Annotated in this window: 20 protein-coding genes; 9 read left to right on the forward strand and 11 right to left on the reverse strand. The window is 60.9% G+C overall.

Annotated elements, in window-relative coordinates; translation table 11 throughout:
• Positions 1–305: 305 nt before the first annotated feature.
• The 4 genes from AACW87_RS04690 to AACW87_RS04705 all read right to left on the reverse strand — a co-directional run bounded on the left by AACW87_RS04690 (position 306) and on the right by AACW87_RS04705 (position 4,026).
• Positions 306–785 carry a WbuC family cupin fold metalloprotein gene (locus AACW87_RS04690; RefSeq protein ID WP_241326699.1) on the reverse strand — a complete coding sequence of 160 codons (480 nt, stop codon included), beginning with the start codon at positions 783–785 and terminating at the stop codon, positions 306–308.
• Between the two features lie 139 nt (positions 786–924).
• Positions 925–2,196 carry a glucose-1-phosphate adenylyltransferase gene (gene glgC / locus AACW87_RS04695; protein WP_241326700.1) on the reverse strand — a complete coding sequence of 424 codons (1,272 nt, stop codon included), beginning with the start codon at positions 2,194–2,196 and terminating at the stop codon, positions 925–927.
• Positions 2,197–2,470: 274 nt separating this feature from the next.
• The gene (gene tapW / locus AACW87_RS04700) at positions 2,471–3,610 is read right to left on the reverse strand and encodes a type IVa pilus ATPase TapW (RefSeq protein WP_043139208.1); all 1,140 of its coding nucleotides are present in this window, start codon (positions 3,608–3,610) and stop codon (positions 2,471–2,473) included.
• A 59-nt stretch (positions 3,611–3,669) separates the two neighbouring features.
• Positions 3,670–4,026: a DMT family protein gene (locus AACW87_RS04705; protein WP_042866201.1), complete on the reverse strand. Its 357-nt coding sequence runs from the start codon at positions 4,024–4,026 to the stop codon at positions 3,670–3,672.
• A 113-nt stretch (positions 4,027–4,139) separates the two neighbouring features.
• Here AACW87_RS04705 and AACW87_RS04710 point away from each other — a divergent pair, with 113 nt between their 5' ends.
• The 3 genes from AACW87_RS04710 (at position 4,140) to AACW87_RS04720 (ending at position 6,851) form a co-directional block, all read left to right on the forward strand.
• A complete protein-coding gene (locus AACW87_RS04710; protein ID WP_241326701.1) occupies positions 4,140–4,871 on the forward strand; it encodes a substrate-binding periplasmic protein in 732 nt (243 codons plus the stop codon).
• 103 nt (positions 4,872–4,974) lie between these two features.
• The gene (gene btuC / locus AACW87_RS04715; protein WP_098983659.1) at positions 4,975–5,982 is read left to right on the forward strand and encodes a vitamin B12 ABC transporter permease BtuC; all 1,008 of its coding nucleotides are present in this window, start codon (positions 4,975–4,977) and stop codon (positions 5,980–5,982) included.
• 59 nt (positions 5,983–6,041) lie between these two features.
• Positions 6,042–6,851: an ATP-binding cassette domain-containing protein gene (locus tag AACW87_RS04720; protein WP_241326702.1), complete on the forward strand. Its 810-nt coding sequence runs from the start codon at positions 6,042–6,044 to the stop codon at positions 6,849–6,851.
• Between the two features lie 22 nt (positions 6,852–6,873).
• Here AACW87_RS04720 and aac(6') read toward each other — a convergent pair whose 3' ends face one another.
• Positions 6,874–7,335, reverse strand: coding sequence for an aminoglycoside 6'-N-acetyltransferase (gene aac(6'), locus AACW87_RS04725; protein WP_241326703.1), 462 nt, complete (start codon positions 7,333–7,335; stop codon positions 6,874–6,876).
• A 10-nt stretch (positions 7,336–7,345) separates the two neighbouring features.
• Positions 7,346–8,410 (reverse strand): 3-deoxy-7-phosphoheptulonate synthase, encoded by a 1,065-nt coding sequence (locus tag AACW87_RS04730; protein ID WP_241326704.1) that lies wholly within the window; start codon positions 8,408–8,410, stop codon positions 7,346–7,348.
• Positions 8,411–8,563: 153 nt separating this feature from the next.
• Here AACW87_RS04730 and AACW87_RS04735 point away from each other — a divergent pair, with 153 nt between their 5' ends.
• Complete coding sequence (locus AACW87_RS04735; RefSeq protein WP_043139224.1) at positions 8,564–8,944, forward strand: diacylglycerol kinase; 381 nt, start codon at positions 8,564–8,566, stop codon at positions 8,942–8,944.
• 197 nt (positions 8,945–9,141) lie between these two features.
• Here the strand turns inward: AACW87_RS04735 and serA are convergent, their stop codons facing one another.
• From serA to AACW87_RS04760, 5 genes are all read right to left on the reverse strand, one after another.
• Positions 9,142–10,374 carry a phosphoglycerate dehydrogenase gene (serA, locus tag AACW87_RS04740; RefSeq protein WP_241326705.1) on the reverse strand — a complete coding sequence of 411 codons (1,233 nt, stop codon included), beginning with the start codon at positions 10,372–10,374 and terminating at the stop codon, positions 9,142–9,144.
• Between the two features lie 321 nt (positions 10,375–10,695).
• A complete protein-coding gene (gene rpiA, locus AACW87_RS04745; protein ID WP_043139230.1) occupies positions 10,696–11,349 on the reverse strand; it encodes a ribose-5-phosphate isomerase RpiA in 654 nt (217 codons plus the stop codon).
• Positions 11,350–11,589: 240 nt separating this feature from the next.
• Complete coding sequence (locus AACW87_RS04750; RefSeq protein ID WP_241326706.1) at positions 11,590–12,189, reverse strand: 5-formyltetrahydrofolate cyclo-ligase; 600 nt, start codon at positions 12,187–12,189, stop codon at positions 11,590–11,592.
• A 156-nt stretch (positions 12,190–12,345) separates the two neighbouring features.
• Positions 12,346–13,680, reverse strand: a complete 1,335-nt coding sequence (locus AACW87_RS04755; RefSeq protein WP_043556539.1) for a Na+/H+ antiporter NhaC family protein — start codon at positions 13,678–13,680, stop codon at positions 12,346–12,348.
• Between the two features lie 417 nt (positions 13,681–14,097).
• On the reverse strand, positions 14,098–15,066 hold the full coding sequence (locus AACW87_RS04760) for an alpha/beta hydrolase (protein WP_241326707.1): 969 nt from the start codon (positions 15,064–15,066) through the stop codon (positions 14,098–14,100).
• Between the two features lie 259 nt (positions 15,067–15,325).
• Here AACW87_RS04760 and dapB point away from each other — a divergent pair, with 259 nt between their 5' ends.
• From dapB to AACW87_RS04785, 5 genes are all read left to right on the forward strand, one after another.
• Positions 15,326–16,138, forward strand: coding sequence for a 4-hydroxy-tetrahydrodipicolinate reductase (gene dapB, locus AACW87_RS04765; protein ID WP_043139237.1), 813 nt, complete (start codon positions 15,326–15,328; stop codon positions 16,136–16,138).
• A gap of 673 nt (positions 16,139–16,811) precedes the next feature.
• Complete coding sequence (gene carA, locus AACW87_RS04770) at positions 16,812–17,948, forward strand: glutamine-hydrolyzing carbamoyl-phosphate synthase small subunit (protein WP_241326708.1); 1,137 nt, start codon at positions 16,812–16,814, stop codon at positions 17,946–17,948.
• A gap of 16 nt (positions 17,949–17,964) precedes the next feature.
• On the forward strand, positions 17,965–21,189 hold the full coding sequence (carB, locus tag AACW87_RS04775) for a carbamoyl-phosphate synthase large subunit (RefSeq protein ID WP_042866219.1): 3,225 nt from the start codon (positions 17,965–17,967) through the stop codon (positions 21,187–21,189).
• Positions 21,190–21,741: 552 nt separating this feature from the next.
• Positions 21,742–23,400: a 2-isopropylmalate synthase gene (leuA, locus tag AACW87_RS04780; RefSeq protein WP_241326709.1), complete on the forward strand. Its 1,659-nt coding sequence runs from the start codon at positions 21,742–21,744 to the stop codon at positions 23,398–23,400.
• A gap of 229 nt (positions 23,401–23,629) precedes the next feature.
• On the forward strand, positions 23,630–24,817 hold the full coding sequence (locus tag AACW87_RS04785; RefSeq protein WP_241326710.1) for a DUF1615 domain-containing protein: 1,188 nt from the start codon (positions 23,630–23,632) through the stop codon (positions 24,815–24,817).
• Positions 24,818–24,854 lie beyond the last annotated feature (37 nt).

Raw genomic sequence — 24,854 nt, forward strand, 5'->3', positions numbered from 1 at the left:
TTCTTCCCCCCCTTCTTTTCTTCTTCTCTTTTCTCCTTTTTTTTTCTCCTTCTGCTTTCCCTTTTCCTTTCTTTCTTTTTTTTTTATTTCCTTTTTTTTTTTTTTTAAGTCACAGCGCCCACCACAACCTCCTCCATTCTCCTCTCGGGCGGCGGGTTAAGTGGTAAAAAAGAAAGAGAATGTTTTGGGAAAAAAGGGGCAACCCCGGCGGTTTCCTCCTTTTCATCGGAAAAAAAAAAAAGCCCCGCCACTGGCGGGTCTTTTTTATGGCTGGCAGCGATGGGGCTGCCTGGCGGAGGAGGGGCTCAGCGCCCCGGCCAGCGCTGACCCACCTCGGCGTGGCGATACCAGGCCATCAGGGCCTGCTGGCCCTCGATGTCATCCACGGCCGGTGACCAAGGGGCGAAGTCCTCTTCCCGAAAGGGGGCGTAGGGGCCGTGTTTCACCTCGAAGATGACGGCGCCGGGATCCAGAGATAGCACCGCATGCCAGGTGGCGACCGGGGTCTCCAGCACCGAGGTCTCTTCCCCTAGCAGGGCGCGGGCAATGACGGTGCCCTCGTCATCGAAGTTGAGCACCACGAAGCGCCCGCACAGGGCGGTGAGCAGCTCCCAGGTCTGCAGGTGGCGATGGGGGCGTATGTAGGTCTTTGGCTCCATGGCGATGGCGAGGCGCTGGATGGGGTCGGCCAGCTCGTCGTGCAGATTGTGGTTCATGCGCTGGCGCGGGGAGTGGGCGGCCTCGTCGGCGAGGCTGGCAAGACGGGCAACATCCAGTTTTTTCATATGCAGTTCCATGATGAGACGAAGGCAGGCTTGGGTCGGCAGAGTAGCATGCCCGCGTGCCTGCCAGGCAAGGGGCGAGCGGTAAGCAAATGTAAAAAGGGAGCCGGTCGGGCTCCCTTTTGGCATCCGAAGCTGGCGCTCACAGCTTGGCCAGCATCTCCTTGGTGACCAGCACTATGCCCTGCTCGGAGCGGTGGAAGCGGCGAGCGTCTTCGCAGGCGTTCTCCCCCACCACCAGGCCTTCCGGCAGTTTGCAGCCCTTGTCGACCACGACCCGGCGCAACCGGCAGCCGGCCCCTATCTCGACCCCGGGGAAGATCACCGCCTGATCCAGAGTACAGAAGGAGTCGACCCGCACATTGGTGAACAACACAGAGCTCACGATGAAGGAGCCGCTGACGATGGTGCCGCCGGAAAACATGGAGTTGATGGTCATGCCGTGCTGACTGTTTCTGTCCTGCACGAACTTGGCGGGGGGCGTCATGTTCTGGCTGGTCCAGATGGGCCACTCCTGATCATAGATGTCGAGTTCGGGCGTCACAGAGGCGAGATCCATGTTGGCTTCCCAGAACGAATCCACAGTCCCCACATCGCGCCAGTAAGGGCGCTTTTGCGGGCAGCAGCCGACGCAGGACATGCTGAACGGATGGGCGTAGGCGGTGCCCTCCTTGACCACTCGCGGGATCACGTCCATGCCAAAATCGTGGTGGGATTCCTGGTTGGCCAGATCCTCTTCCAGCAACTGGTAGAGATACTCGGCCTCGAAGATATAGACCCCCATGGAGGCCAGTGCCATATCGGCCTTGCCCGGCATGGCCGGCGGATTGGCCGGTTTTTCGACGAAGGCGTTGATCTTGCGATCATCATCCACCGCCATCACGCCAAAGGCGCTCGCTTCGGTACGTGGTACCTCGATGCAGGCCACCGTGACTTTGGCGCCCATGTTGACGTGGTCAAGCAGCATGGCGGCGTAATCCATCTTGTAGATGTGATCCCCCGCCAGCACCACCACATATTTGGGGCCGTGATCGCGAATGATATCCAGGTTCTGATAGACGGCATCGGCAGTGCCGCGATACCAGTTGACCTCGTCCACCCGTTGCTGGGCTGGCAGCAAGTCGATGAACTCGTTCATCTGGTAGCGAAGGAATGACCAGCCCGATTGCAGGTGGCGCAGCAGGCTGTGAGACTTGTATTGGGTGACCACGCCGACCCGGCGGATCCCCGAGTTGATGCAATTGGAGAGTACGAAGTCGATGATGCGGAACTTGCCGCCGAAATGCACTGCCGGTTTCGCCCTGTTGTCCGTCAACTGCTTGAGGCGACTGCCCCGCCCTCCTGCGAGAACCAAGGCCATGGTCTCGTTCAGCAACTGTCTGGATTTTGCTGTATTGGCAGGTTGTAACAACATTGAATACCCCTTTATTGATACATCCCCTTGATAGTGCCTCCTTTGAAGCTGGTTTGAAAGTGCTTTCAGTCACACTTCGCACAGGGTTTTTGGGCGAAGTGATGATTTTGTCATTTGTGGTGACAGAAACTGTCGCAGGCAGCGCGATAGTTCACCAGATGTCAGGTTGTCAACGGGTTGAGAGGGCGAAGATGATATTGAATAAACAGCACTTTTTTTAAACAGACACCCGCGGAAGCGGGTGTCTGTTTAACGGGGGAGGGGGTGACTCGCACTAGAAGAGTTCGTCTTTCTCATCCTTGGTGGGCTCCAGACTCCAACCCGTGGCATCGCTGCTGCTGGCTATCTGGCCCTTCTCCTTCCACAGCTTGATCTTGAGGCGCAGGTTGTTGGCCGAGTCGGCGTTTTTCACCGCCTCTTCCTCCTCGATCACTCCTTCCACCACCAGATCGAACAGGGCGCTGTCGAAGGTGACCATGCCGAGGGCCTTGGACTTCTCCATCACCTCCTTGAGGCCGCCAAACTCGCCGCGCTTGATCATGTCGCGGATGGTGTGGGTGCCCAGCATGATCTCCACCGCCGCCCGGCGGCCGCCGTCCGTGGTTTTGACCAGCCGCTGGGAGACAAAGGCCTTGAGGTTGTTGCCCAGATCGTTGAGCAGCTGCGGGCGGCGCTCCTCCGGGAAGAAGTTGATGATGCGATCCAGCGCCTGGTTGGCGTTGTTGGCGTGCAGGGTGGAGATGGCGAGGTGACCGGTTTCGGAGAAGGCCAGCGCATGCTCCATGGTTTCGCGGTCGCGAATTTCGCCGATGAGGATCACGTCCGGCGCCTGGCGCAGGGTATTCTTGAGCGCGGCGTGGAAGCTGCGGGTATCCACCCCCACCTCCCGCTGGTTGATGATGCTCTTGCGGTGGCGGTGAACGAACTCCACCGGATCCTCTATGGTGATGATGTGGCCGCCGCTGTTGCGGTTGCGATGGTCGATGAGAGCCGCCAGCGAGGTGGACTTGCCCGAGCCGGTACCCCCGACGAACAGCACCAGGCCGCGTTTCTCCATGATGGTGTCGAGCAGCACGGGGGGGAGTTTCAGATCCTCGAAGCGGGGGATCTCGGTCTTGATGTTGCGGGCCACCAGGGAGACTTCGTTGCGCTGCTTGAAGATGTTGATCCGAAAGCGCCCTATCTGGGGCAAGGAGATGGCGAGGTTCATCTCCAGCTCCCGTTCGAACTGCAGCTTCTGCTCGCCGTCCATGATGTCGGCGGCAATCTTCGCCACCTCGCCCGGCTCGAGCGGCGTCTCCAGCAGGGGACGCAATCCGCCATTGAACTTGGCGCAGGGGGGGGCGCCGGTCGACAGATAGAGGTCGGAGCCGTCCTGCTGGGCCAGGATCTGTAGCATGTCTCGCAATTCCATGGTTTTGCCTCGTCTATCAAGCAGATGCCATTACATTGAATGTCATAGAGTGTACAGCCTCAGGCGCCGGTAAGTTTCTCGCGAAACACAAAAAACACAGCGCCCATGATGCACAGGCCGGCCCAGAGGTAATCCCACTTCAGATCCTCTTTCAGATAGAAGACCGAGAAGGGGACGAACACGGTCAGGGTGATCACCTCCTGCAATATCTTGAGCTGACCGACCGAGAGTACCGTATGGCCGATGCGGTTGGCGGGCACCTGCAACAGGTATTCGAACAGAGCTATGCCCCAGCTCACCAGGGCGGCGATGATCCAGGGTTTGTGGTTCATGCTCTTGAGATGGGCATACCAGGCGAAGGTCATGAAGACGTTGCTGCACACCAACAGACCGATACTGGCAATGATAGGGTTCATTAGGTTCTCCTTTAAAATCAATCGCATTTTATCTCTGAACCACGGGTTTCCATAAGTGGGGCAGCAGGGTATTTTTAACCCATCAAGGATGGGGTAACACGAGGTTCAACGGGATGGGCAAGACAAGCTGGGGTGTGCTTGGTCTGCTGTTTGCCTGCCTGGCGCACGGGGCGCCGACCCTGACGGTGGCCACCGATGTCTGGCCACCCTTTCGGATCTCGCAACCGGACGGTCAGTTCCGGGGGCTGGACATGGACATTCTGCAACGGCTGCAACGCCGCAGTGGCATACCGTTCGAGGTGAAACGCGTGCCCTGGGGACGGGCGCTCAAGCAGATGCAGACCGGTCAGGTCGACCTCATGATAGGCCTGGCCATGACGCCGGAGCGGGCACAGTTCATCGATTATCTGCAACCGGCCTATTACCAGTGCCGGCCTGCGTTTTATGGCAAGGCTGCGGCGGTATCGACCCTGCGCACCTACGCCGATCTGCGGGAGCAGAAGGTGGGTTATGTGCTCAATTCCGTCTATTTTGAACCGTTTGATACCGACAACCGGCTCGACAAGCACGGCGTGCCCACCGAGGATCAACTGCTGCGCATGGTGCAGCGGGGCCACCTGCCGCTGATGATAGGCACAGACTGCCAGGTGGATTATGCCCTGAGCCTGCACAACGAGGCCGGCCTCATCAAGGCGGCCTACCAGCCGCCCCAGCCAGTGGTGCTCTATCTGGGCATGAGCAAGCACTCACCCCATCAGGCGCTCAGACAGCCGTTGGCGCTGGCGCTGCAGGAGCTGGTGGCCAGCGGCGAAATCCAGGCCCTGGCCAAGCCTTACCAGCCTTGACCTCGGGTGGTAACACGCTGTTATCATGCGTTTTTCATCCTTGTGCGCCGGGCTGGTCAATCCCGCATCGGCGCCGGGCCTTGTTCACGTTCGGGGATCCTCTGTGTATCTCTCTCTGCTCGCCCGCCAGCGCCGCTGGCAGCGGGGCTGGTTGCTCGGCCTGGCGCTGCTGACCCTCACGCTGTTTCTCTTCTCCCTCGCCTGGGGCGAATTCGTGCTGCTGCCCTGGCAACCCATGGGAGAGCTAGAGCAGCGCATCCTGCTGGAGCTGCGGCTGCCGCGCGCCCTGCTGGCCCTGCTGGCCGGGGCCGCGCTCGCCTGTGGCGGCGCCGTGCTGCAGGTGATGCTGCACAACCCTGTGGCCGAACCCGGCCTGCTCGGCGTCTCGAGCGGGGCGGGATTGGCTGCCATGGTGGCGATGGCGGTGGCCAAATCCCTCGGCGTCTATCTGCCGGGCTGGGGGCTGTCGCTGGCGGCTTTCGGTGGCGCCCTGCTGGTTACCATGCTGCTCATACGGCTGGCACGCCGGGCCCGGCTCGGCCATGCCCGCCTGCTGCTGTTCGGGGTGGCCATCGGCATCCTCACCAACGCGGCCATGACCTGGTTGATGTACTTTGCCGACGACGGCTCCCTGCGCGAATACATGTTCTGGATGATGGGCAGCCTCGCTTACGGCAGTCAGCAGCTCGGCTGGTGGTGGCTGGCGCTGCCGCTCACCCTGGGCTGGCTCTGCTGGCAGGGCAAGGCCTTGCAGCAACTGCTGCTGGGGGAGACCCAGGCCCGCCTGATGGGACTGGACGTGGACAGGATGCGGGTGCGGCTGGTGCTGGCGGTCTGTCTGCTCACCGGCCTGGCGGTATCCCTGTGCGGTGTCATCGGCTTCGTCGGGCTGGTGGTGCCCCATCTGCTGCGCTTGTGCGGCGGCAGCGATCAGCGCTTTTTGCTGCCCGCCTCGGCGCTGGGAGGCGGCGCCCTGCTGCTCGGTGCCGATCTGGTGGCGCGCTCGGCCTTGAGTGCAGGCGAGCTGCCCATCGGTGTCATCACCGCCTCCGTGGGGGCGCCGCTCTTCATTTACCTGCTGCTGAGACAAGATGCCCATGCCACCGCATAAATACCGGCCCGAATGCCGACGTGCACAAGCTGTCTACCCGCTGCTGAGGCAAGGTGCTTATGCTGCCCGCTGATCCCTCTGCGCTTGAACCGGCTCCCCTGATCGAGGCGCACGCCCTCGCCATCCCCGAGCGATTGGCCCCGCTCGATCTGTGCTGGCAGGGGGGCCAGCTGGTGGCCCTGCTCGGTCCCAACGGCAGCGGCAAATCCACCCTGCTCGGTGCCCTGGCCGGCATTCTGCCCGCAACGGGCAGGGTGCGGCTCTGCGGGGAGGCGGTCAGCGAGCTGAGCTGGCCCGAGCTGGCCCGGCGCCGCGCCATGCTGCCCCAGCGCCAGCCCCAGCTGTTTCATATTCCGGTGTTTCAGGTGCTGGCCATAGGGCTGGACGACGGGGTGGAGGCCGGCACGCAGCGCGATGTGAAGCAGGCCCAGAGCGAGGCCATCGACGCCCTGTGTGATGCACTGGAGCTGAGCACGCTGCTGGCGCGCGATTTCAGCAGGCTCTCCGGCGGGGAGCAGCAGCGGGTGCTGATTGCTCGCACCCTGCTGCAGCTGTGGCCCAGCCTCAATCCGGCAGGCCGGGTACTGCTGCTGGACGAGCCGCTGGCGGGGCTGGATCTGCACCATCAGCTGGCGCTGTTGCGGCTGCTGAAGACGCTGGCCCGGCAGGGACTGCTGGTGGTACTCGCCATCCACGACATCAACCTGGCCATCGACTGGGCGGATCGGATCCTCTGTCTGCAACAGGGGCGGGTGGTGAGCGAGGGGGGAACAGCGCTTATCGACGAAGCCTTGCTGGAGCGGGTGTTCCAGATAAAGACGGATCGTATCGAGGCGGCCGGCCGGGTCTGGTTTATGCCGAGCTTGTGAGAAACAGGAAAGGCCCCTGGCGTCAGCCAAGGGCCTTTTTGAAGAAAACCACCCGCTCGGTTTCGCTGAAACCCAGCTGCTGGTGCATCTGTTGTGAGGCGAGGTTCTCGATGGCGGTATCGGAGGCGAGCTCATGACAGCCATGCTCGATACCCCAGCGCTCCACATGGGAGATCAGGGCCCGGGCCACGCCCAGGCGGCGCTGCTGTGGTTGCACATAAATCCCCTCGAGATAGACCACGGGGCTGCTCTCGCAGCCGTTCACGTAATCCAGGCGCAGGGCTGCGTCGGCAAAGCCCACCGCTTGTCCATGCTCATCGAGGGCAAGGAAGGCACTCTGGCGTGCATTGGCCAGCATAGCGATACCATCCTGCAGGTGAGCCGAGGCGTCATGATTGGGCCACAACAGCTGGCGCAGGGCTGCCCATTGCGCCAGTCGTGCCTGGCTCAGCGGCACTATCTGAAAGACGGCGGTGTGAGCCATTGTCACCGATTCAGACCGCGCAGCGTTGCAGACGCGCCTGAGCGGCTTCTGCCAGCATGGCCAGCAGGGTCTCGGTGTCGTTCCAGGACAGGCAGGCATCCGTGATGCTCTGGCCGAAGGTGGCGGCGCAGCCGTTCTCCACGTCCTGACGTCCTTCCACCAGGAAGCTCTCGGCCATGATGCCGGCGATGCCGGTGCGGCCGCGGCGCAGCTGATCGCAGATGTCTTGTGCCACCAGCAGCTGACGACGGTGATCCTTCATGCTGTTGCCGTGGCTGAAGTCCACCACCAGCCGCTCGGGCAGACCCACGTCAGCCAGGGCCTCGCATGCCTCGTCGACACTGGCGGTGTCGTAGTTGGGTCTGTGGCCGCCACGCAGGATCACGTGGCCGTAGGGGTTGCCGGCGGTGCGGTAGATGGTCATCTTGCCGTCCTTGTCCGGGGAGTAGAAGATGTGGCTGTGACGGGCGGCGCGCACCGCATCGATGGCGATGCGGGTGTTGCCGTCGGTGCCGTTCTTGAAGCCGACGGGGCAGGAGAGGGCGGAGGCCATCTCGCGGTGCACCTGGGATTCGGTGGTGCGCGCCCCTATGGCGCCCCAGGTGATGAGGTCGCTGATGTACTGGCCGGTCACCATGTCGAGGAACTCGGTGGCGGTGGGCATGCCGATCTCGTTGATGTCGACCAGCAGCTTGCGGGCCAGTTTCAGCCCTTCGTTGACGTCGAAGCTGCCATCGAGGCGCGGATCATTGATGAGCCCCTTCCAGCCGACTATGGTGCGCGGCTTCTCGAAGTAGGTGCGCATGACGATGCAGAGGCTCTCTTTGTACTGCTCGCGCAGGACATTTAGGCGGCGGGCGTACTCGTGAGCGGCGGCCGGATCATGGATGGAGCAGGGACCGACGATGACCAGCAGGCGCTGATCCTCACCGGCCAGAATGGCTTCCACTTCGCGGCGGGCATCCAGCAGATTCTGGGCAATGGTGTCGTTGATAGGGAAGGCGTGCGCGAGCTCGCTCGGAGTGATCAGGGACTCCAGGCGACGGGTGCGCAATTCATCGGTGTGAATGGACATACGACTCAATTCTCGAGTGGGTGGCGTGGGCTGTTGCTCGACGGCGTGCCGAAAATGCAAGGGGATAAAATAAAGCAAAAACCCCCTGATTGAAACCTTGAGGGGCTCTGATAGGATGTGAGCCCCAAAACGATTCCAAATGAGGTAGATAGCGTGGCAAAGCCAGGGGCAACCGGGGTCACCCGCATCATCAACGCAACCGGTTACAGCATGAAGGGGCTCAAGTCAGCCTGGATCAACGAGGCGGCCTTCCGGCAGGAGCTGGTGCTGATCCTGTTGCTGATGCCGCTGGCCTTCTGGCTCGGGGATTCCCTCAATCAGATCCTGCTGCTCATCGTTATCAGCTGGCTGGTGGTGATCGTCGAGGTGCTCAACTCCGCCATCGAGGCCGTGGTGGACAGGGTGGGCTCGGAGCATCACGAGCTGTCGGGCCGCGCCAAGGATCTCGGCTCCGCCGCCGTCTTTATCGCGCTGGCCCTCAACGCCCTGGTGTGGGGCGCCCTGGTGGGACGCAATCTGCTGGGCTGGTGGTAGTGCTTTCGGTACCAAGAAAATCCCGGTGGGGCATAACCCTGCTGGGCTGGTGGTAGCACTTTCGGTACCAAGAAAAGCCCGGTGGGGCATAACCCAGCTGGGCTGGTGGTAGCTTGCGAGAGCAAGCTTCTTTATTGGCATAAAAAAGCCCGTCATCTGACGGGCTTTTTGTTGGCCGAGCGCCGGGGCTCAGGGCATCAGTGCAGGATCCGGGCACGTATGGTGCCGTTGATCTCCTTGAGCTTGGAGAGGGCCTTCTCGCTGTGCTCCGTCTCCACGTCGATCACCACGTAACCAATATGGCTGCTGGTCTGCAGATATTGACCGGCGATGTTGATCCCCTCTTCGGCGAAGATCTGGTTGATCTGGTTCATCACGCCCGGCTGGTTGCGGTGAATGTGCAGCAGGCGGCTGGAACCCTTGTGGCCCGGCAGTGAGACTTCCGGGAAGTTGACGGCGGAGAGGGTGGAGCCGTTGTCGGAATACTTGACCAGCTTGTTGGCCACTTCCAACCCTATGTTCTCCTGGGCTTCCTGGGTGGAGCCACCTATGTGCGGGGTCAGGAGCACGTTGTCCAGGCCGCGCAGCGGGGTCAGGAACTCCTCGTCGTTGGACTTGGGCTCGCTCGGGAAGACATCGATGGCGGCGCCCGAGAGGTGGCCGCTCTTGATGACGTCGGCCAGCGCATCTATGTCCACCACGGTACCGCGGGAGGCGTTGATGAAGATGGCGCCCGGCTTCATCATGCGCAGCTGCTCGGCACCGATCAGATCCTTGGTGGAGGCGGTTTCGGGGACGTGCAGGCTGATGATGTCAGACATGTTGAGCAGCTCGACCATGCTCGGCACCTGGATGGCGTTGCCGAGGGAGAGCTTGTTCTCGATGTCGTAGTAGTAGACCTTGAGGCCTATGCTCTCGGCTATGATGCCGAGCTGGGTGCCGATGTGGCCGTAGCCTATGATGCCAAGCTTTTTGCCACGGGCTTCGACCGAGCGGTTGGCCAGTTTTTCCCACACGCCGCGATGGCACTTGGCGTTCTTCTCCGGGATGCCGCGCAGCAGCAGCAGTATCTCGCCCAGTACCAGCTCGGCCACCGAGCGGGTGTTGGAGAAGGGGGCGTTGAACACAGGGATGCCACGCAGGTGGGCGGCATCGAGGTCGACCTGGTTGGTGCCGATGCAGAAGCAGCCGATGGCGACCAGCTTGCCGGCGGCATCCAGCACCTTCTCGGTGAGCTGGGTACGGGAGCGCAGGCCCACGAAATGCACGTCACGAATGCGTTCGATCAGATCCTCTTCCGACAGGGAGGTCTTGAGGTACTCCACGCTGGTGTAACCGGCGGCACGAAAGGTTTCCACCGTGTTGGGATGGACTCCCTCCAGCAGCAGCACCTTGATCTTATCCTTGTCCAGCGAAAACTTGGCAGTCATGACGATCCCTCTATGTATGCAAAGAATGAGTGCAGATATGGTGTGTGAAGAAAACCGTAAAGTAACAAAAACGGTTGGGAGAGGGAATATTTGTGACGAAAGTCAAATTCTTTGAAGTTTTCAACGATAGTTGTAAACCACAGTTTGCAACTCATTGAGGGATAAATGAAAACGGCGCCATCAGGCGCCGTCTTTCATTCAGGGGGCAATCTTGGGGCATAAGCCTGCGGTGGCTGCCGAACTGAGCTGCCCCCATCCAGCGGTGTTACTGGATAACCACGCCGACCATGATGCCGTTGAGCTGCTGCTTGGCAGACAACCTTATTGGGTGATGACACCATCCGGTGTGCCGATCAGCACAACGTCAGCACCGCGGTGGGCGAACAAGCCATTGGTGACCACGCCGACGATGGCGTTGAGCTGCACTTCCAGCCCTTTGGCATCCTCGATGGCCATCCCCTTGACGTCCAGTATGATGTTGCCGTTGTCGGTGACCACACCTTCACGCCAGACTGGATTGCCGCCCAGCTTCTTGATCTCGCGGGCCACGTATTCGCGGGCCATGGGGATCACTTCCACCGGCAGCGGGAACTGACCCAGCACGTCCACGGTTTTGGTGTTGTCTATGATGCAGATGAACTTGTCGGCCACGGCGGCGACTATCTTCTCGCGGGTCAGGGCGGCGCCACCGCCCTTGATCATGTCGCGGCTGGCGTTGATCTCGTCGGCACCATCCACATAGACGGAGAGGGCATCGATGTCGTTGAGGTCAAACACCTGGATGCCAAGGCCCTTGAGGCGCTCGGTGGAGGCCACTGAGCTGGATACGGCCCCCTTGATCTCGTCCTTCATGGTCGCCAGCGCGTCGATGAAGTGGTTGACGGTAGAGCCTGTGCCTACCCCGACTATGGTGCCGGGAACCACGTACTTGAGCGCAGCCCAACCGGCCGCTTTCTTCATTTCATCTTGAGTCATGATGGATCCTTTGGGAAAAAGCGGGCGCATTATATCCAAGCATCCCCCTCAGGGCGACCACAGCGCTCACGTTCCGGCCCAAAAATCCCCAAGATGTAAATCGTTTGCCTGTTTATTGAGCCCTGTCGCCCGGACGGGGCAGAGGTGTGTGAAAAAGTGGCGGTATCGCACGCAAAACGGAGCAGGCCAAGCCCAAGACAGAGAGGGGCAGGCAGTCAGTGCGGGCCGACTGCCTGATGGTCATGGAAATTGCCAGCAGCGGCTGGGGGTGATGATCTGCGGCAGCGGCACGTCCCACTCCTCCTGCGGCACCGCCTCCACCTGCTGGCAGTCGTGGGCGAGCCCCAGCGGTTTGGGGCCCAGCCTGTGTTCATGCCAGCAGGCGAGGGTGCGATCGTAATAGCCGCCGCCCATGCCGAGCCGGTTGCCCTCGGCATCGAACGCCACCAGCGGGGTGCAAATAAGGTCGAGCGTGCTGTGAGGCACCACCTGGGACATGTCCAGCTCAGGCTCGGCGATGCCGTAGCGATTGCGGGTCATGGGGCTGGTGGCGGTATAGCGCAAGAAGAGCAGATGACCCGGGGTGAAGGGGTGCAGCACCGGCAGGTAGACCTCCTTTTGCTGGGCCCAGAGCCAGTGGATGGCGGGCAGGGGATTGAGTTCGCCGTCGTTGGCCAGATAGAGGGCGATGCGTCTTGCCGCCAGTATCTCCGGATGTTGCTTGAACTGGGCAACCAGCTGCTGGGCGGCTTCCTGCTGCTCGGCTTGGCTCAGGCTCTTTCTGCGCTGGCGGATGAGCTGGCGCAGGGATTGTCTTTCAGGCTGGGTATCATCCGGCATGGGGGCTCCTCTGGTGTGCACCCGTGTGGTGCAGATGGGTTGCCGCAACGGGCTGGGGTTACCTTAACAAGGCTGGCGGGGGATGAACAGCGTGACCAGCCCTGCTTGAATGGGCCGCCGGACAGGACTCAATGCCCCGTCCGGCAGTGGATTGGGTTACTTGTCAGCAGTCTTGCCCATCTGATGCTTGACGAACACGGCCACCAGCGCCGCCAGCGCCAGGGCCATGGGATAGAAGCTCATGCTCACCACCGCCAGCGGGGAGAGGGCGAAGATGGAGCCCAGCAGCAGCGCCTGGGCGCCCCAGGGGATGAGGCCCTGCACCACGCAGGAGAAGATATCCAGCATGGAGGCGGCGCGGCGCGGGGTGACGCCGTGATGCTCCGCCAGCTCCCGTGCTACCTTGCTGGCGACGATAATGGCCACCGTATTGTTGGCGGTGCAGAGGTTGGTCAGCCCCACCACGCCGGCGATGCCGAGCTCGGCCGCCTTCTCGTTCTGTTCGCCATCGTGCTGGCGGGTGAAGCGGGCGATCAGGGCGCTGATCCGCTCGCTGATCCAGGCCAGCCCGCCCTGGCGTTCCATCAGGGCGCCGAGACCGCCGATCAGCATGGAGAGCAGGAAGATCTCCTGCATGCCGGTGAAGCCCTGATAGATGTCCTTGCTGAACTGGCCCAGCGGATAATCGCTGACCATGCCCACGGCGCCGGCGGCCAGTATGCCAATGCCCAGCACCATGAAGACGTTCATGCCGGACAGAGCCAGCACCAGGATCAGCAGGTAGGGCATCACCTTGAACAGATCCGCATGGGCTGTCGTGGCGGGGGCTTCCCCCACGGACCCCAGGGTCAGATAGAGCAGGATCACCCCGATGGCGGCAGGGGCGGCAATCTTGAAGTTCTCGCGAAACTTGTCCTTCATCTCGCAGCCCTGGCTGCGGGTCGCGGCGATGGTGGTGTCGGAGATGATGGAGAGGTTGTCGCCGAACATGGCGCCGGAGAGAATGGTGCCGGCCATCAGTACCGGATCTATGCCGGCGGCCTGGGCCACGCCAAGGGCCACGGGGGCCACGGCACCGATCGTGCCCATGGAGGTGCCCATGGCGGTGGCAATAAAGGCAGAAATGAGGAACAGCCCCGGCAACAGGAACCAGCCCGGGATCAGCGACAGGCCCATGGCGACTGTGGCATCCACCCCGCCGGTGGCCTTGGCCACGGTGGCAAAGGCGCCCGCCAGCAGGTAGATGAGGCACATGGCCATTATGTTGCTGTCACCGACCCCCTTGAAGAAGGTCTCCAGGTTCTTGTTGAACCCCTCTTTCCCCAGCATCAGCGCCAGCATGACGGCGGGCAGGGCGGCCACGGGGGCGGGCAGCTGATAGAAGGCGAACTCGACTCCCTGCAGGGTGAGCCAGGTGCCGGTACCGATAAAGAGAGCGAGAAAGACCAGAAGAGGCAGCAGGGCTCTGGCACTGGGTTGGGTCTGGATCATGTGTTCCTCTGTGGTTGAACATGACCTCCCTGTCGCAGCCAGCCCTGATATGGGGGTGAACCTGGCGGGCATCCTGCCGCTATGGGGCGCCTACAGTAGTGAGTCGGGGCCATTCGGTCAAGATAGACGTCCAGATGGATAGGTGTTTTTATCTTTCAATTCTGTATCTGTAAAAATATCAAAAGTATATTCGGAAAAATTAATAAACTCTGTTAATTGTTCCGTGTCGTGCCCTGGGTTTTCTGGGTGTTTTTCACAGACATGGAGTGTGGCTGACGGAGAATTTGGTGGTACTGAATATCCGGGCGCTTTGCGTGTGGGATTAAGGCATCAATGCCGCCATACCGAGCATGACGAAAGCCGTACTGGCATCCGCAGGTCACAAGGCGGTGTTGATATTCGGTCAGGGTGGCGCTGTTACTGCGTCATTTTCTCTACAGCCTTAACGGCTGTAGCCAGGGCGCGTTTATCGAGGGTCAGGAGAATGTGGCCTATATCTGGCACCAGGGTGAGGGGCCATTGAATGCCCAGCGCTCTTAACTCGGGTTCCAGTTGGTCGGTTTTAAATGCCTCATCATCGGTGCCCGCAATCACGGCGCAGGGGCGTTTTACATTGCGCAAATTCTGCTGGTAGTCGCGCTCTGGCTGGAAGTTCGAGGCGAGGTTGAATGAGTAGGAGGGGGTCAGAAGAGTTTTCGCTTCTTCATTGAGCGCAAAGTTAAGCACAGTCAGATGGTTCAGTGCAGAGACATGCAGCCCGTTGAGGATGCTCAATGCGATCAGGCGAGGAAGGCCGACGCGCACCCAACCCCCGCTGTTGGGCCTGTAGTTGGCGGCCGTGGGGCCAAGATAGGGGGAGAGGAGTAGATAATTATCGAACAGGGTTTGTCGCGAACTGCCGGCAACGCGCAGCACGAAGCCACCCCCTGACGAGAAGCCGATGAGAGTGGCTGGTTTGCTGGGGGCCACCGCCTTAATGAAATCTTCCAGGTCGTCTTCGAGCTGACCGATGTAGGCAATGGTGCCTTTGCTGCCAGATTCGCCATGGCCGCGAATATCGAGGGCGTAGGCATCGAATCCCGCTTGTGAGAAGGCATTTGCCATCTTGTGCATGCTCTGGCTGCTGGCAGAAGAGCCGTGAACCAGCACCACGCTGCCCCTGACCTTATCGCCCGTTGCACCATATTGCCGGTAGGCCAACTGCTTGCCGTCACGCGCCGGGTACCTTGAGAGGGGCGGCATGCCGCTCCAGTCATGCCCTTTGAAAGGGTTATTGATGCTGGCCATCGCTGGTGCAGGGCTCGGCCCGCCAAACCGCAGCGCAGCCACAAGCGCGATAAGGCCGAGCAACATAAGGCCCAGTACACACAGCAATCCCGCATCCATATGTTTATCTCCTGGTTTATCTCCTGGTGAAAAAAGGTGTCGACTGGGTCTTTTTGGTTGGCGGAAATCTATCATATGGCGCTGTATCTAGCAAACCCCAAACCGTCAGTCTGCGAGGAGAAGTGGCAAGCCTGTGCATCAGCCATTTTGAGCGGTTCACTGTCGAGCCCGAACCGAAGAGGGTGTCTCACGGCTTTTCAAAGGGGGCGCGGGCTGGTAAAACGGTCTCTTTCCATAATAAACAGATGAGAGGGTGGAGATGGACAATCCGATCCGTGTGGCCGTGATGGGCTGTAATGGTCGTATGGGCAAGGTGCTGCTGGAAGCCATCACCAACGCCGAGGGCGTGGTGGTCGGGGCGGCGCTGGAGCGGCCCGGCTCTGCCGTGATAGGCCTGGATGCCGGTGAGCTTAACGGGTTGGGCAAGCTTGGGGTGAGCATCAGCGACAGCCTGGACAAGGTGCGCGATGAGTTTGATCTCATCATCGACTTCACCCGTCCCGAGGTGACCCTGGCCAACCTGGCGTTTGCGCTGGCTCATCAGAAGCAGATGGTGATCGGTACCACCGGCTTTGACGATGCAGGCAAGGCCGCCCTGAAAGAGGCTGGCAAGCAGATCGGCATCGTCTTCGCCTCCAACTACTCGGTCGGCGTCAACCTAGTGTTCAAGCTGCTGGAGCAGGCCGCCAAGGTGATGGGGGATTACACCGACATCGAGATCATCGAAGGGCATCATCGCCACAAGGTGGATGCACCGTCCGGCACTGCGCTCTCCATGGGGGAAGTGGTGGCCAGGACGCTCGGACGTGACCTGAAAGAGTGCGCCGTCTACGGCCGTGAGGGGATCACAGGTGAGCGGGATCGCAACACCATCGGCTTTGCCACCATTCGCGCCGGCGATCTGGTGGGGGAGCACACAGTCATGTTTGCCGACATCGGCGAGCGGGTGGAGATCAGCCACAAGGCCTCCAGCCGTCTCACCTTCGCCAATGGCGCCGTGCGGGCGGGCAAGTGGCTTGGCCGCCAGAGTGCCGGTCTCTACGACATGCAGGATGTGCTCGACCTCAAGTGAGCGGCCAAGGTGGCGGCAGGCGGGCCGCAATGAGCCCACTCCTGACAGTGTTGCCAAACCCCGGTTCGCCGGGGTTTTTCATATCTTTTTGTATAAATGGCACTTACACCCTGTTTTTTATGTGAAATGGCCTAAACCTCTTCTTTGTTCAATTCATCCCATCCACCCATGGCTCAAATGTCATCAAAGGGTAACGGGATTGAGCCTCAATGCCCCCTGCACCCGCATTTTTTTACATGACATGAAAAAGACTAAAAATTCAAAATGAGAAAAACGTTTTCTATTTTTAATCAGCACTCATCTGTCAATAAAATGCTCGTTTAAGCCTTTGTGAATTTTATTTGTAAATTTTAATTTGTTGTTTTTTAAGGTTTAAATGTCTATTTTTGTGAGTTGCGCGGCATGGGGCATCTCTTTTGTGTCGGGTTTTGGCTTTTCTTTTGACGGTGGGGGTTGCAAAGCGATTGAGTGCATAGATAATGGGTAATGTTGCTTTTTTATTGAATTTAGATGCATTTAAAACGAGAAAAGACGTTGAAATGCGATCGTTTTTAAGTAGAATGCGCCCAATTTGCCAGAAATCTGCCGGGTTTGAGCCCTGTTTCAAACAGCGTCCGGACCCGCAACACCCAGGTAAATTGCTGAATTTAAAGCTAAATAACTGGAGGTTGTCTTGAATCACACTGCATTGCTAGTGCTGGAAGATGGAACTGTGTTCAAAGGCGTGTCGATAGGCGCCGAGGGATGTTCCGTTGGTGAAGTGGTTTTCAATACGTCGATGACGGGCTATCAGGAAATCCTCACCGATCCCTCTTATTCCCGTCAGATAGTCACCCTCACTTACCCTCATATAGGCAACACCGGCACCAACAGCGAAGATGAAGAGTCCAGTCAAATCCACGCTCAGGGATTGATCATCCGGGACCTTCCGATACTTGCCTCCAATTTCCGCAATCAGCAATCCCTCTCCGATTACCTCAAGTCTCACAACATAGTTGGCATCGCCGACATCGACACCCGCAAACTGACCCGCATCCTGCGCGAGAAAGGCGCTCAGGCCGGTTGCATCCTGGCGGGCAAGCAAGTCGATGAGGCATATGCCCTCGAGCAGGCGCGCGCCTTCCCCGGTTTGAAGGGAATGGACTTGGCCAAAGAGGTCACGGTTGGCGAGGCGTACAACTGGACCGAAGGCAGCTGGCAGCTCGGCAAGGGGCATGTCACCCCGGCGGCAGATGAACTCAAATACCACGTGGTGGCCTACGACTTTGGCGTCAAGCGCAACATTCTGCGCATGCTGGTGGACCGTGGCTGCCGCCTGACAGTGGTGCCGGCCAAGACTCCGGCCGCCGAGGTGCTGGCGATGAATCCCGATGGCATCTTCCTCTCCAACGGCCCGGGTGACCCCGAGCCCTGCGACTACGCCATCGAGGCCATCAAGGCCTTCCTCAATACCAACACCCCTGTGTTCGGTATCTGCCTGGGTCACCAGCTGCTGGGTCTGGCCTCGGGTGCCAAGACGATGAAGATGAAGTTCGGCCACCACGGTGCCAACCACCCGGTGAAGAGTCTCGATGACAATACCGTCATGATCACCGCCCAGAACCACGGTTTCGCGGTCGATGAGCACAACCTGCCGGCTTGCCTGCGCGCCACCCACGTCTCCCTGTTTGACGGTTCTCTGCAAGGCATCCACCGCACCGACCGTCCGGCCTTCAGCTTCCAGGGTCACCCCGAGGCGAGCCCGGGCCCGCACGACTGTGCCGGTCTGTTCGACCACTTTATTGAATTGATCAAGCAGTATCGCGCTTAAGAGGAAAAGAGAAGCCATGCCAAAACGTAACGACCTACAGAGCATCCTGATCCTCGGCGCCGGCCCCATCGTCATCGGTCAGGCCTGCGAATTTGACTACTCCGGCGCCCAGGCCTGCAAGGCCCTGCGCGAGGAGGGATACCGCGTCATCCTGGTGAACTCCAACCCGGCCACCATAATGACGGACCCCGAGATGGCCGATGCCACCTACATAGAGCCCATCACATGGGAAGTGGTGCGCGAGATCATCAAGAAGGAGCGCCCGGATGCGGTGCTGCCCACCATGGGCGGCCAGACTGCGCTGAACTGTGCGCTGGATCTGGAAAAACACGGCGTGCTGGCCGAGTTCGGGGTCGAGATGATAGGCGCCACCGCCGACGCCATCGACAAGGCCGAAGATCGCCGCCGCTTCGACATCGCCATGAAGAGCATCGGCCTGGAGTGCCCGCGCGCCGGCATCGCCCACAACATGGAAGAGGCGTGGGGCGTGCAGCAGATGGTCGGTTTCCCCTGCATCATACGTCCCTCCTTTACCATGGGTGGCTCGGGCGGCGGCATCGCCTACAACACCGAAGAGTTCGTCGAGATCTGCGAGCGTGGTCTGGATCTCTCGCCGACCAAGGAGCTGCTCATCGATGAGTCGCTGATCGGCTGGAAAGAGTACGAGATGGAAGTGGTGCGGGATCGCAACGACAACTGCATCATCGTCTGCACCATCGAAAACTTCGACCCCATGGGCATACACACGGGTGACTCCATCACGGTCGCGCCAGCCCAGACGCTGACCGACAAGGAGTTCCAGATCATGCGCAACGCCTCCATGGCGATACTGCGCGAGATCGGGGTCGAAACCGGTGGCTCCAACGTCCAGTTCGGCATCAACCCGAAAGATGGCCGCATGGTCATCATAGAGATGAACCCGCGGGTGTCCCGCTCCTCCGCGCTGGCCTCCAAGGCGACCGGTTTCCCCATCGCCAAGATCGCCGCCAAGCTCGCCATCGGTTACACCCTGGACGAGCTGATGAATGACATCACAGGCGGTCGTACTCCGGCCTCCTTCGAGCCGGCCATCGACTACGTGGTCACCAAGGTGCCACGCTTCAACTTCGAAAAATTTGCCGGTGCCAACGACCGTCTCACCACCCAGATGAAGTCGGTCGGTGAAGTGATGGCGATTGGCCGCAACTTCCAGGAGTCCCTGCACAAGGCGCTGCGTAGCCTCGAGACCGGCAAGACCGGCTTCGACCCCATGGTTGACCTCAATGCCCCTGACTCCCTGACCCGCATCCGCCACGAGCTGCAAGACGCTGGCTGCGATCGGATCTGGTACATCGCCGATGCGTTTCGCGCCGGTCTCTCCATGGACGGCATCTTCAAGCTGACCAAGATTGACCCCTGGTTCCTGGTGCAGATAGAAGATCTCATCAAGCTGGAAGAGCAGGTGAAAGAGCGCGGCATGGCCGGTCTCGATGCCGACTTCCTGCGCGCCCTCAAGCGCAAAGGCTTCGCCGACGCACGCCTGGCCAAGATCCTCGGCGTGGCCGAGGGCGAGGTGCGCAAGTTGCGTGCCCGCCACAACATATTCCCAATCTACAAGCGGGTCGATACCTGCGCGGCCGAGTTCGCCACCAACACCGCCTACATGTATTCGAGCTATGACGAAGAGTGCGAGGCCAACCCGACTAATCGTGACAAGATCATGATCATCGGCGGTGGCCCGAACCGTATCGGCCAGGGCATCGAGTTTGACTACTGCTGCGTCCATGCGGCACTGGCCCTACGCGAAGACGGTTACGAGACCATCATGGTCAACTGCAACCCGGAAACCGTCTCCACCGATTACGACACCTCGGATCGCCTCTACTTCGAGCCGGTGACCCTGGAAGACGTGCTGGAAATCGTGCGCATCGAGAAACCCAAGGGCGTCATAGTGCAGTACGGCGGCCAGACCCCGCTCAAGCTTGCACGGGCATTGGAAGCGAACGGCGTGCCGATCATCGGTACCAGCCCGGATGCCATCGACCGCGCCGAAGACCGCGAGCGCTTCCAGTCCGCCGTCGAGCGTCTGGGCCTCAAGCAGCCGGAAAACGGCACAGTCACCGCGTTGGAGCAGGCAGTGCTGACCGCCGAGCGGATCACCTACCCGCTGGTGGTGCGCCCCTCCTACGTGCTGGGTGGCCGCGCCATGGAGATCGTCTATGACGAGACCGACCTGCGTCGCTACTTCGCCGAGGCGGTGAGCGTCTCCAACGAATCGCCGGTACTGCTTGACCGCTTCCTCGATGACGCTACCGAGCTGGACGTGGATGCCATCTGCGACGGCACCGATGTGGTCATCGGCGGCATCATGGAGCATATCGAGCAGGCCGGTATCCACTCCGGTGACTCCGGCTGCTCCCTGCCACCTTATACCTTGTCCAAGAAAATTCAGGACGAGATCCGCGAGCAGGTACGGAAATTGGCGCTGGAACTCGGTGTGGTCGGCCTGATGAACGTGCAGTTTGCGGTCAAGGGCGATGACATCTACCTCATCGAGGTGAACCCCCGTGCTGCCCGTACCGTGCCCTTCGTCTCCAAGGCGACCGGTGCGCCGCTGGCCAAGATTGCCGCCCGCGTCATGGCCGGTCAGAGCCTGAAAGATCAGGGCTTTACCACCGAAATCATCCCGCCTTACTACTCGGTGAAAGAGGTGGTACTGCCGTTCGCCAAGTTCCCGGGCGTGGATCCGCTGCTGGGGCCAGAGATGCGCTCTACCGGTGAAGTAATGGGGGTGGGCAGCAGCTTTGCCGAGGCCTATGCCAAGGCCCAGCTGGGTGCCAGCCATGCGGTGCCGAAAGAGGGTCGCGCGCTCTTGTCGGTGCGTCACAGCGACAAGGCGCTGGTGGTGGATTTGGCCGCCAAGCTGCTGGAGCTGGGCTACGAGTTGGATGCCACTCACGGCACCGCAGTGGCGCTGGGTGAAGCGAGCATCAACCCGCGCCTGGTCAACAAGGTGCACGAGGGTCGCCCGCACATCCTGGATCGCATCAAGAACGGCGAGTACACCTACATCGTCAACACCGCCGAAGGGCGAGTGGCGATTCAGGACTCCAAGCAGTTGCGCCGCGCCGCCTTGCAGCACAAGGTGGCTTATACCACCACCATGAATGAGGCGTTTGCCACCTGCATGGCCATCAGCATGGATGCCACCGCCAACGTCAACTCGGTGCAGGAGCTGCACCAGAAAGTGAAAAACCGCTAAGCATTGCGTAACAAGGGCAGGGGAGTCTTTCTTTCCTTCTTTGCACAATACTTGCGAACCCTGAAAAACCCCGCCAGCGATGGCGGGTTTTTTGTTTTTTGGCGGATCCGGCCAGCCTCTGTCATGGGAGTGAGGTGCGCAGGGGAGAGAGAATAGGGTCAGGATTGGGCGATATAATCCCTTTTAGTGGCGTAAAGGTGACAATGATTGCGCCTTGGTGGCTTTTATTCGCAATCTTTGCACTCACTCACCCGAGCCGCCTCTATATACTGGTTTCTCATCACATAAGGTCGTCTGCGCCCGCAACAGCGGGGTGCGAGGATCAGGGCCAGTTGCTTATCCGGCAGCGAAGGCCGTCCCCTTTTACCCAGAGGGGCCACAGGAAACCGGTTGTGGGGTTACCACCCGCGCAACCGTCAGGGCCAGCGTTACCGCGCCAGCCTGCTTCCCCCTCCTTACCCCGTCTGCTTGCCTGCCCAGTCGCGTCGTTGCTCATCTTCATAGCCCGCAACGGCGCCGCACCTCAAGGACATCAGCCAAGGGAATCTGAATATGAGCTTCGATCATCGCAAATACCGCCCCGCCCCCGTCATCGCATTGACGGATCGCCAATGGCCCAACCGGGTGCTGGAGCGCGCGCCGCTCTGGTGCGCCGTGGACTTGCGCGACGGCAACCAGGCGCTGGTCGAGCCTATGACGGTGGCCCAGAAGCTGCAGATGTGGGCACTGATGCTCCATGTCGGCTTCAAGCATATCGAGGTGGGCTTCCCGGCCGCCTCCCAGCCCGATTTTGACTTCGTGCGTGAGCTTATTGAGCGCAATCTCATTCCCGATGGCGTCACCATACAGGTGCTGGTGCAGGCCCGCGAAGATCTCATCATCCGCACCTTTGAATCCCTCAAGGGGGCCAAGCGCGCCATCGTTCACGTCTACAACTCGGTCAACCCGACCCAGCGCAACTATGTGTTCAACTCAGGGAAGGAGGGGGTCAAGGCCATCGCCGTGCAGGGGGCGCGCTGGGTACGCGAGCATGCGGCAAGGAACCCGGGCACAGAGTGGAGTTTCCAATATTCCCCCGAGAGCTTCAGCAGCACAGAGGTGGAGTTCGCGGTGGAGGTGTGTGACGCCGTGATCGACGAGTGGCGCCCCGCCGCCCGCCCCATGATCCTGAACCTCCCGGCCACGGTCGAGGTGAGCACCCCCAACGTGTTTGCGGATCAGGTGGAGTGGTTCTGCCGCCACCTCAAGGCGCGCCCCGAGGTGAGCATCTCCATTCACACCCACAACGACAGAGGCTGCGGTGTGGCTGCCGCCGAACTGGCTGTGCTGGCGGGGGCCGATCGCATCGAGGGCACCCTGCTTGGCAATGGCGAGCGCACCGGCAACATGGACATAGTCACCATGGCCATGAACCTCTACAGCCAGGGCATAGATCCCGAGCTGGACTTGTCGGACATGGATGCCATAGTCGCGACCGTGGGCGCCTGCACCCAGATAGCCCTGCACCCGCGTCACCCCTATGCCGGCGAGCTGGTCTACACGGCGTTTTCCGGCAGCCACCAAGACGCCATCCGCAAGTCCCTGGCGGCCGAGAAGCCCGACGCCTATTGGGATGTAGCCTACCTGCCCATAGATCCGGCCGATCTCGGTCGCAGCTACGAGGCGGTGATCCGTATCAACAGCCAGTCCGGCAAGGGGGGCGTCACCTATCTGCTGGAGCGCGATCTTGGCCTGCAACTGCCGCGCTGGCTGCAGATCGACTTCAGCCGTCGGGTCCAGGCCCAGGCCGAGGCGAGCAGCAGCGAGATAAACCCGGCGCAGATCCGCGCCCTGTTTGAGCAACATTATCTTGAGCCGGTGCACGGCTATCGCATCGGCCGCTTCCAGCTCGGTCACGACGGCCAGGAGAGCCTGCACCTCGAGCTGCAGACCCCAGATGGCTCGCTGCAATTGCGGGGCGAGGGGGAGGGGGCCATCACGGCGCTGGTCAACGGCTGGGAGCGCCAGACCGGCATGCACATAGACGTGCTCGACTACTCGGAGCATGCCCTGAGCGCGGGCACCGAGTCTCGCGCCGCCGCCTATGTGCTGCTGAGCGTCGATGGCCAGCGCATGTGCGGGGTCGCCATCGGTCGCGACGTGGTCAACGCCTCCTTGCAGGCGGTGATCAATGGCGCCGCCCAGATCCAGGCCCTGCGCCAAACGGCCTGATCCGCCCCCAGCTCATCGGCCGGGTACTGTCTTTGCCCCTGGCCATGACCCGATACATCTGCAAGGCCCCCGTCCAACCGGCGGGGCCTTGTCGTGTCAGCGGCTGCCGCTCGCGGGCTGGCCATGCTCATGCCTTCTGATCCCCCGATCAATCCTCTACAATGCCCTGGCTGCCGGGGCCGGACTTGTCTGGCCAAGCCAGCGGCGCCTCATCCATCGGGAAGCTTTCATGCATCATCTCATTCGTTATCGTCATCATGTCGCGCCTCTGCTGGCCGCCTTGCTGCTGGCTGCCTGTGCCAGCGAACCGGCCAGCCAGGGCGATACCCGCCAACCTGGCAGTGCGGCCATCACGGGGCCGGCCATCACCAAACCCGCGCCCCTGCCCAAGGCCCAGGTCCCCAGAGCCCCGGCCAGCATGCAGTCGCGCATAGTGCGGCTGTTGCCGGCCCGTACCGTGGATCGCAACGGCTGGGCGCAGGACATAGTCACGGCCCTCGCCAAACAGGAGCTGGCCGTGACCGACGAGAACGTCTGCTCCGTGTTGGCGGTGGCCGAGCAGGAGTCCACCTTTCAGGCAGACCCCGTGGTGCCTGGCCTTGGCAAGATCGCCTGGCAGGAGATCAACGCCCGCGCCGGCAAGCTGCTGATCCCCGAGTTCGTGGTGCGTACGGCGCTCAGCATCAATTCCCCCACCGGCAAGAGCTATGCCGAGCGCATCGACAAGTTGCGCACCGAGCGGGAGATGAGCGAGATCTTCGAGGACATGATAGGGGAGGTGCCCATGGGCAAGACCCTGTTTGGCAACATGAACCCGGTGCGTACCGGTGGCCCCATGCAGGTCAGCATCGCCTTCGCCGAGGCCAACGCCCGTGGCTACCCTTATCCCGTCAAGGATTCCATCCGCCACGAAGTCTTTAGCCGCCGTGGCGGCATCTGGTTTGGCACCCGTCATCTGCTCAACTACCCGGCCCAGTATCCGGATCACCTCTACCGTTACGCCGACTTCAACGCCGGCTGGTATGCCAGTCGCAACGCCGCATTCCAGGCGGCGGTCAGCCGCGTGAGCGGCAAGCCGCTGGCACTGGATGGGGATCTCATTCGCTACGACTCAGATCTGCCGGGCAAGACAGAGCTTGCTGTTCATGCCATCGCCGGCCGCCTCAGCATGAGCAAGCAGGCCATTCACCAGAGCCTGAAACTCGGCGACACCAGCGATTTTGCCCAAAGCGATCTCTACCACAGGGTCTTTACCCTGGCCGACAAGCAGGCCGGCAAGCGGCAACCCCGCGCCGTGCTGCCGGGCATCTCCCTGAAGAGCCCCAAGATCACCCGCAACCTCACCACCGCCTGGTTTGCCAAACGGGTGGATGGCAGGGCACAGCGCTGCATACGGCAGATGGCGACTATTCGCTGATAGTCAGAGACAACAAGGGCGGTCAATGGGCCGCCCT

Source organism: Aeromonas sp. MR7, assembly GCF_963899385.1.
Lineage (GTDB): Bacteria > Pseudomonadota > Gammaproteobacteria > Enterobacterales > Aeromonadaceae > Aeromonas > Aeromonas bestiarum.

Bases quoted from the DNA above. Each gene is read 5' to 3' on its own strand.
- leuA (WP_241326709.1), top strand. From the start codon at position 21,742: ATGAGCTTCGATCATCGCAAATACCGCCCCGCCCCCGTCATCGCATTG.
- serA (WP_241326705.1), bottom strand. From the start codon at position 10,374: ATGACTGCCAAGTTTTCGCTGGACAAGGATAAGATCAAGGTGCTGCTG.
- AACW87_RS04760 (WP_241326707.1), bottom strand. From the start codon at position 15,066: ATGGATGCGGGATTGCTGTGTGTACTGGGCCTTATGTTGCTCGGCCTT.
- carB (WP_042866219.1), top strand. From the start codon at position 17,965: ATGCCAAAACGTAACGACCTACAGAGCATCCTGATCCTCGGCGCCGGC.
- glgC (WP_241326700.1), bottom strand. From the start codon at position 2,196: ATGTTGTTACAACCTGCCAATACAGCAAAATCCAGACAGTTGCTGAAC.
- AACW87_RS04730 (WP_241326704.1), bottom strand. From the start codon at position 8,410: ATGTCCATTCACACCGATGAATTGCGCACCCGTCGCCTGGAGTCCCTG.
- dapB (WP_043139237.1), top strand. From the start codon at position 15,326: ATGGACAATCCGATCCGTGTGGCCGTGATGGGCTGTAATGGTCGTATG.
- rpiA (WP_043139230.1), bottom strand. From the start codon at position 11,349: ATGACTCAAGATGAAATGAAGAAAGCGGCCGGTTGGGCTGCGCTCAAG.
- AACW87_RS04755 (WP_043556539.1), bottom strand. From the start codon at position 13,680: ATGATCCAGACCCAACCCAGTGCCAGAGCCCTGCTGCCTCTTCTGGTC.
- AACW87_RS04710 (WP_241326701.1), top strand. From the start codon at position 4,140: ATGGGCAAGACAAGCTGGGGTGTGCTTGGTCTGCTGTTTGCCTGCCTG.
- AACW87_RS04690 (WP_241326699.1), bottom strand. From the start codon at position 785: ATGAAAAAACTGGATGTTGCCCGTCTTGCCAGCCTCGCCGACGAGGCC.
- AACW87_RS04720 (WP_241326702.1), top strand. From the start codon at position 6,042: ATGCTGCCCGCTGATCCCTCTGCGCTTGAACCGGCTCCCCTGATCGAG.
- AACW87_RS04785 (WP_241326710.1), top strand. From the start codon at position 23,630: ATGCATCATCTCATTCGTTATCGTCATCATGTCGCGCCTCTGCTGGCC.
- AACW87_RS04750 (WP_241326706.1), bottom strand. From the start codon at position 12,189: ATGCCGGATGATACCCAGCCTGAAAGACAATCCCTGCGCCAGCTCATC.
- AACW87_RS04705 (WP_042866201.1), bottom strand. From the start codon at position 4,026: ATGAACCCTATCATTGCCAGTATCGGTCTGTTGGTGTGCAGCAACGTC.
- tapW (WP_043139208.1), bottom strand. From the start codon at position 3,610: ATGGAATTGCGAGACATGCTACAGATCCTGGCCCAGCAGGACGGCTCC.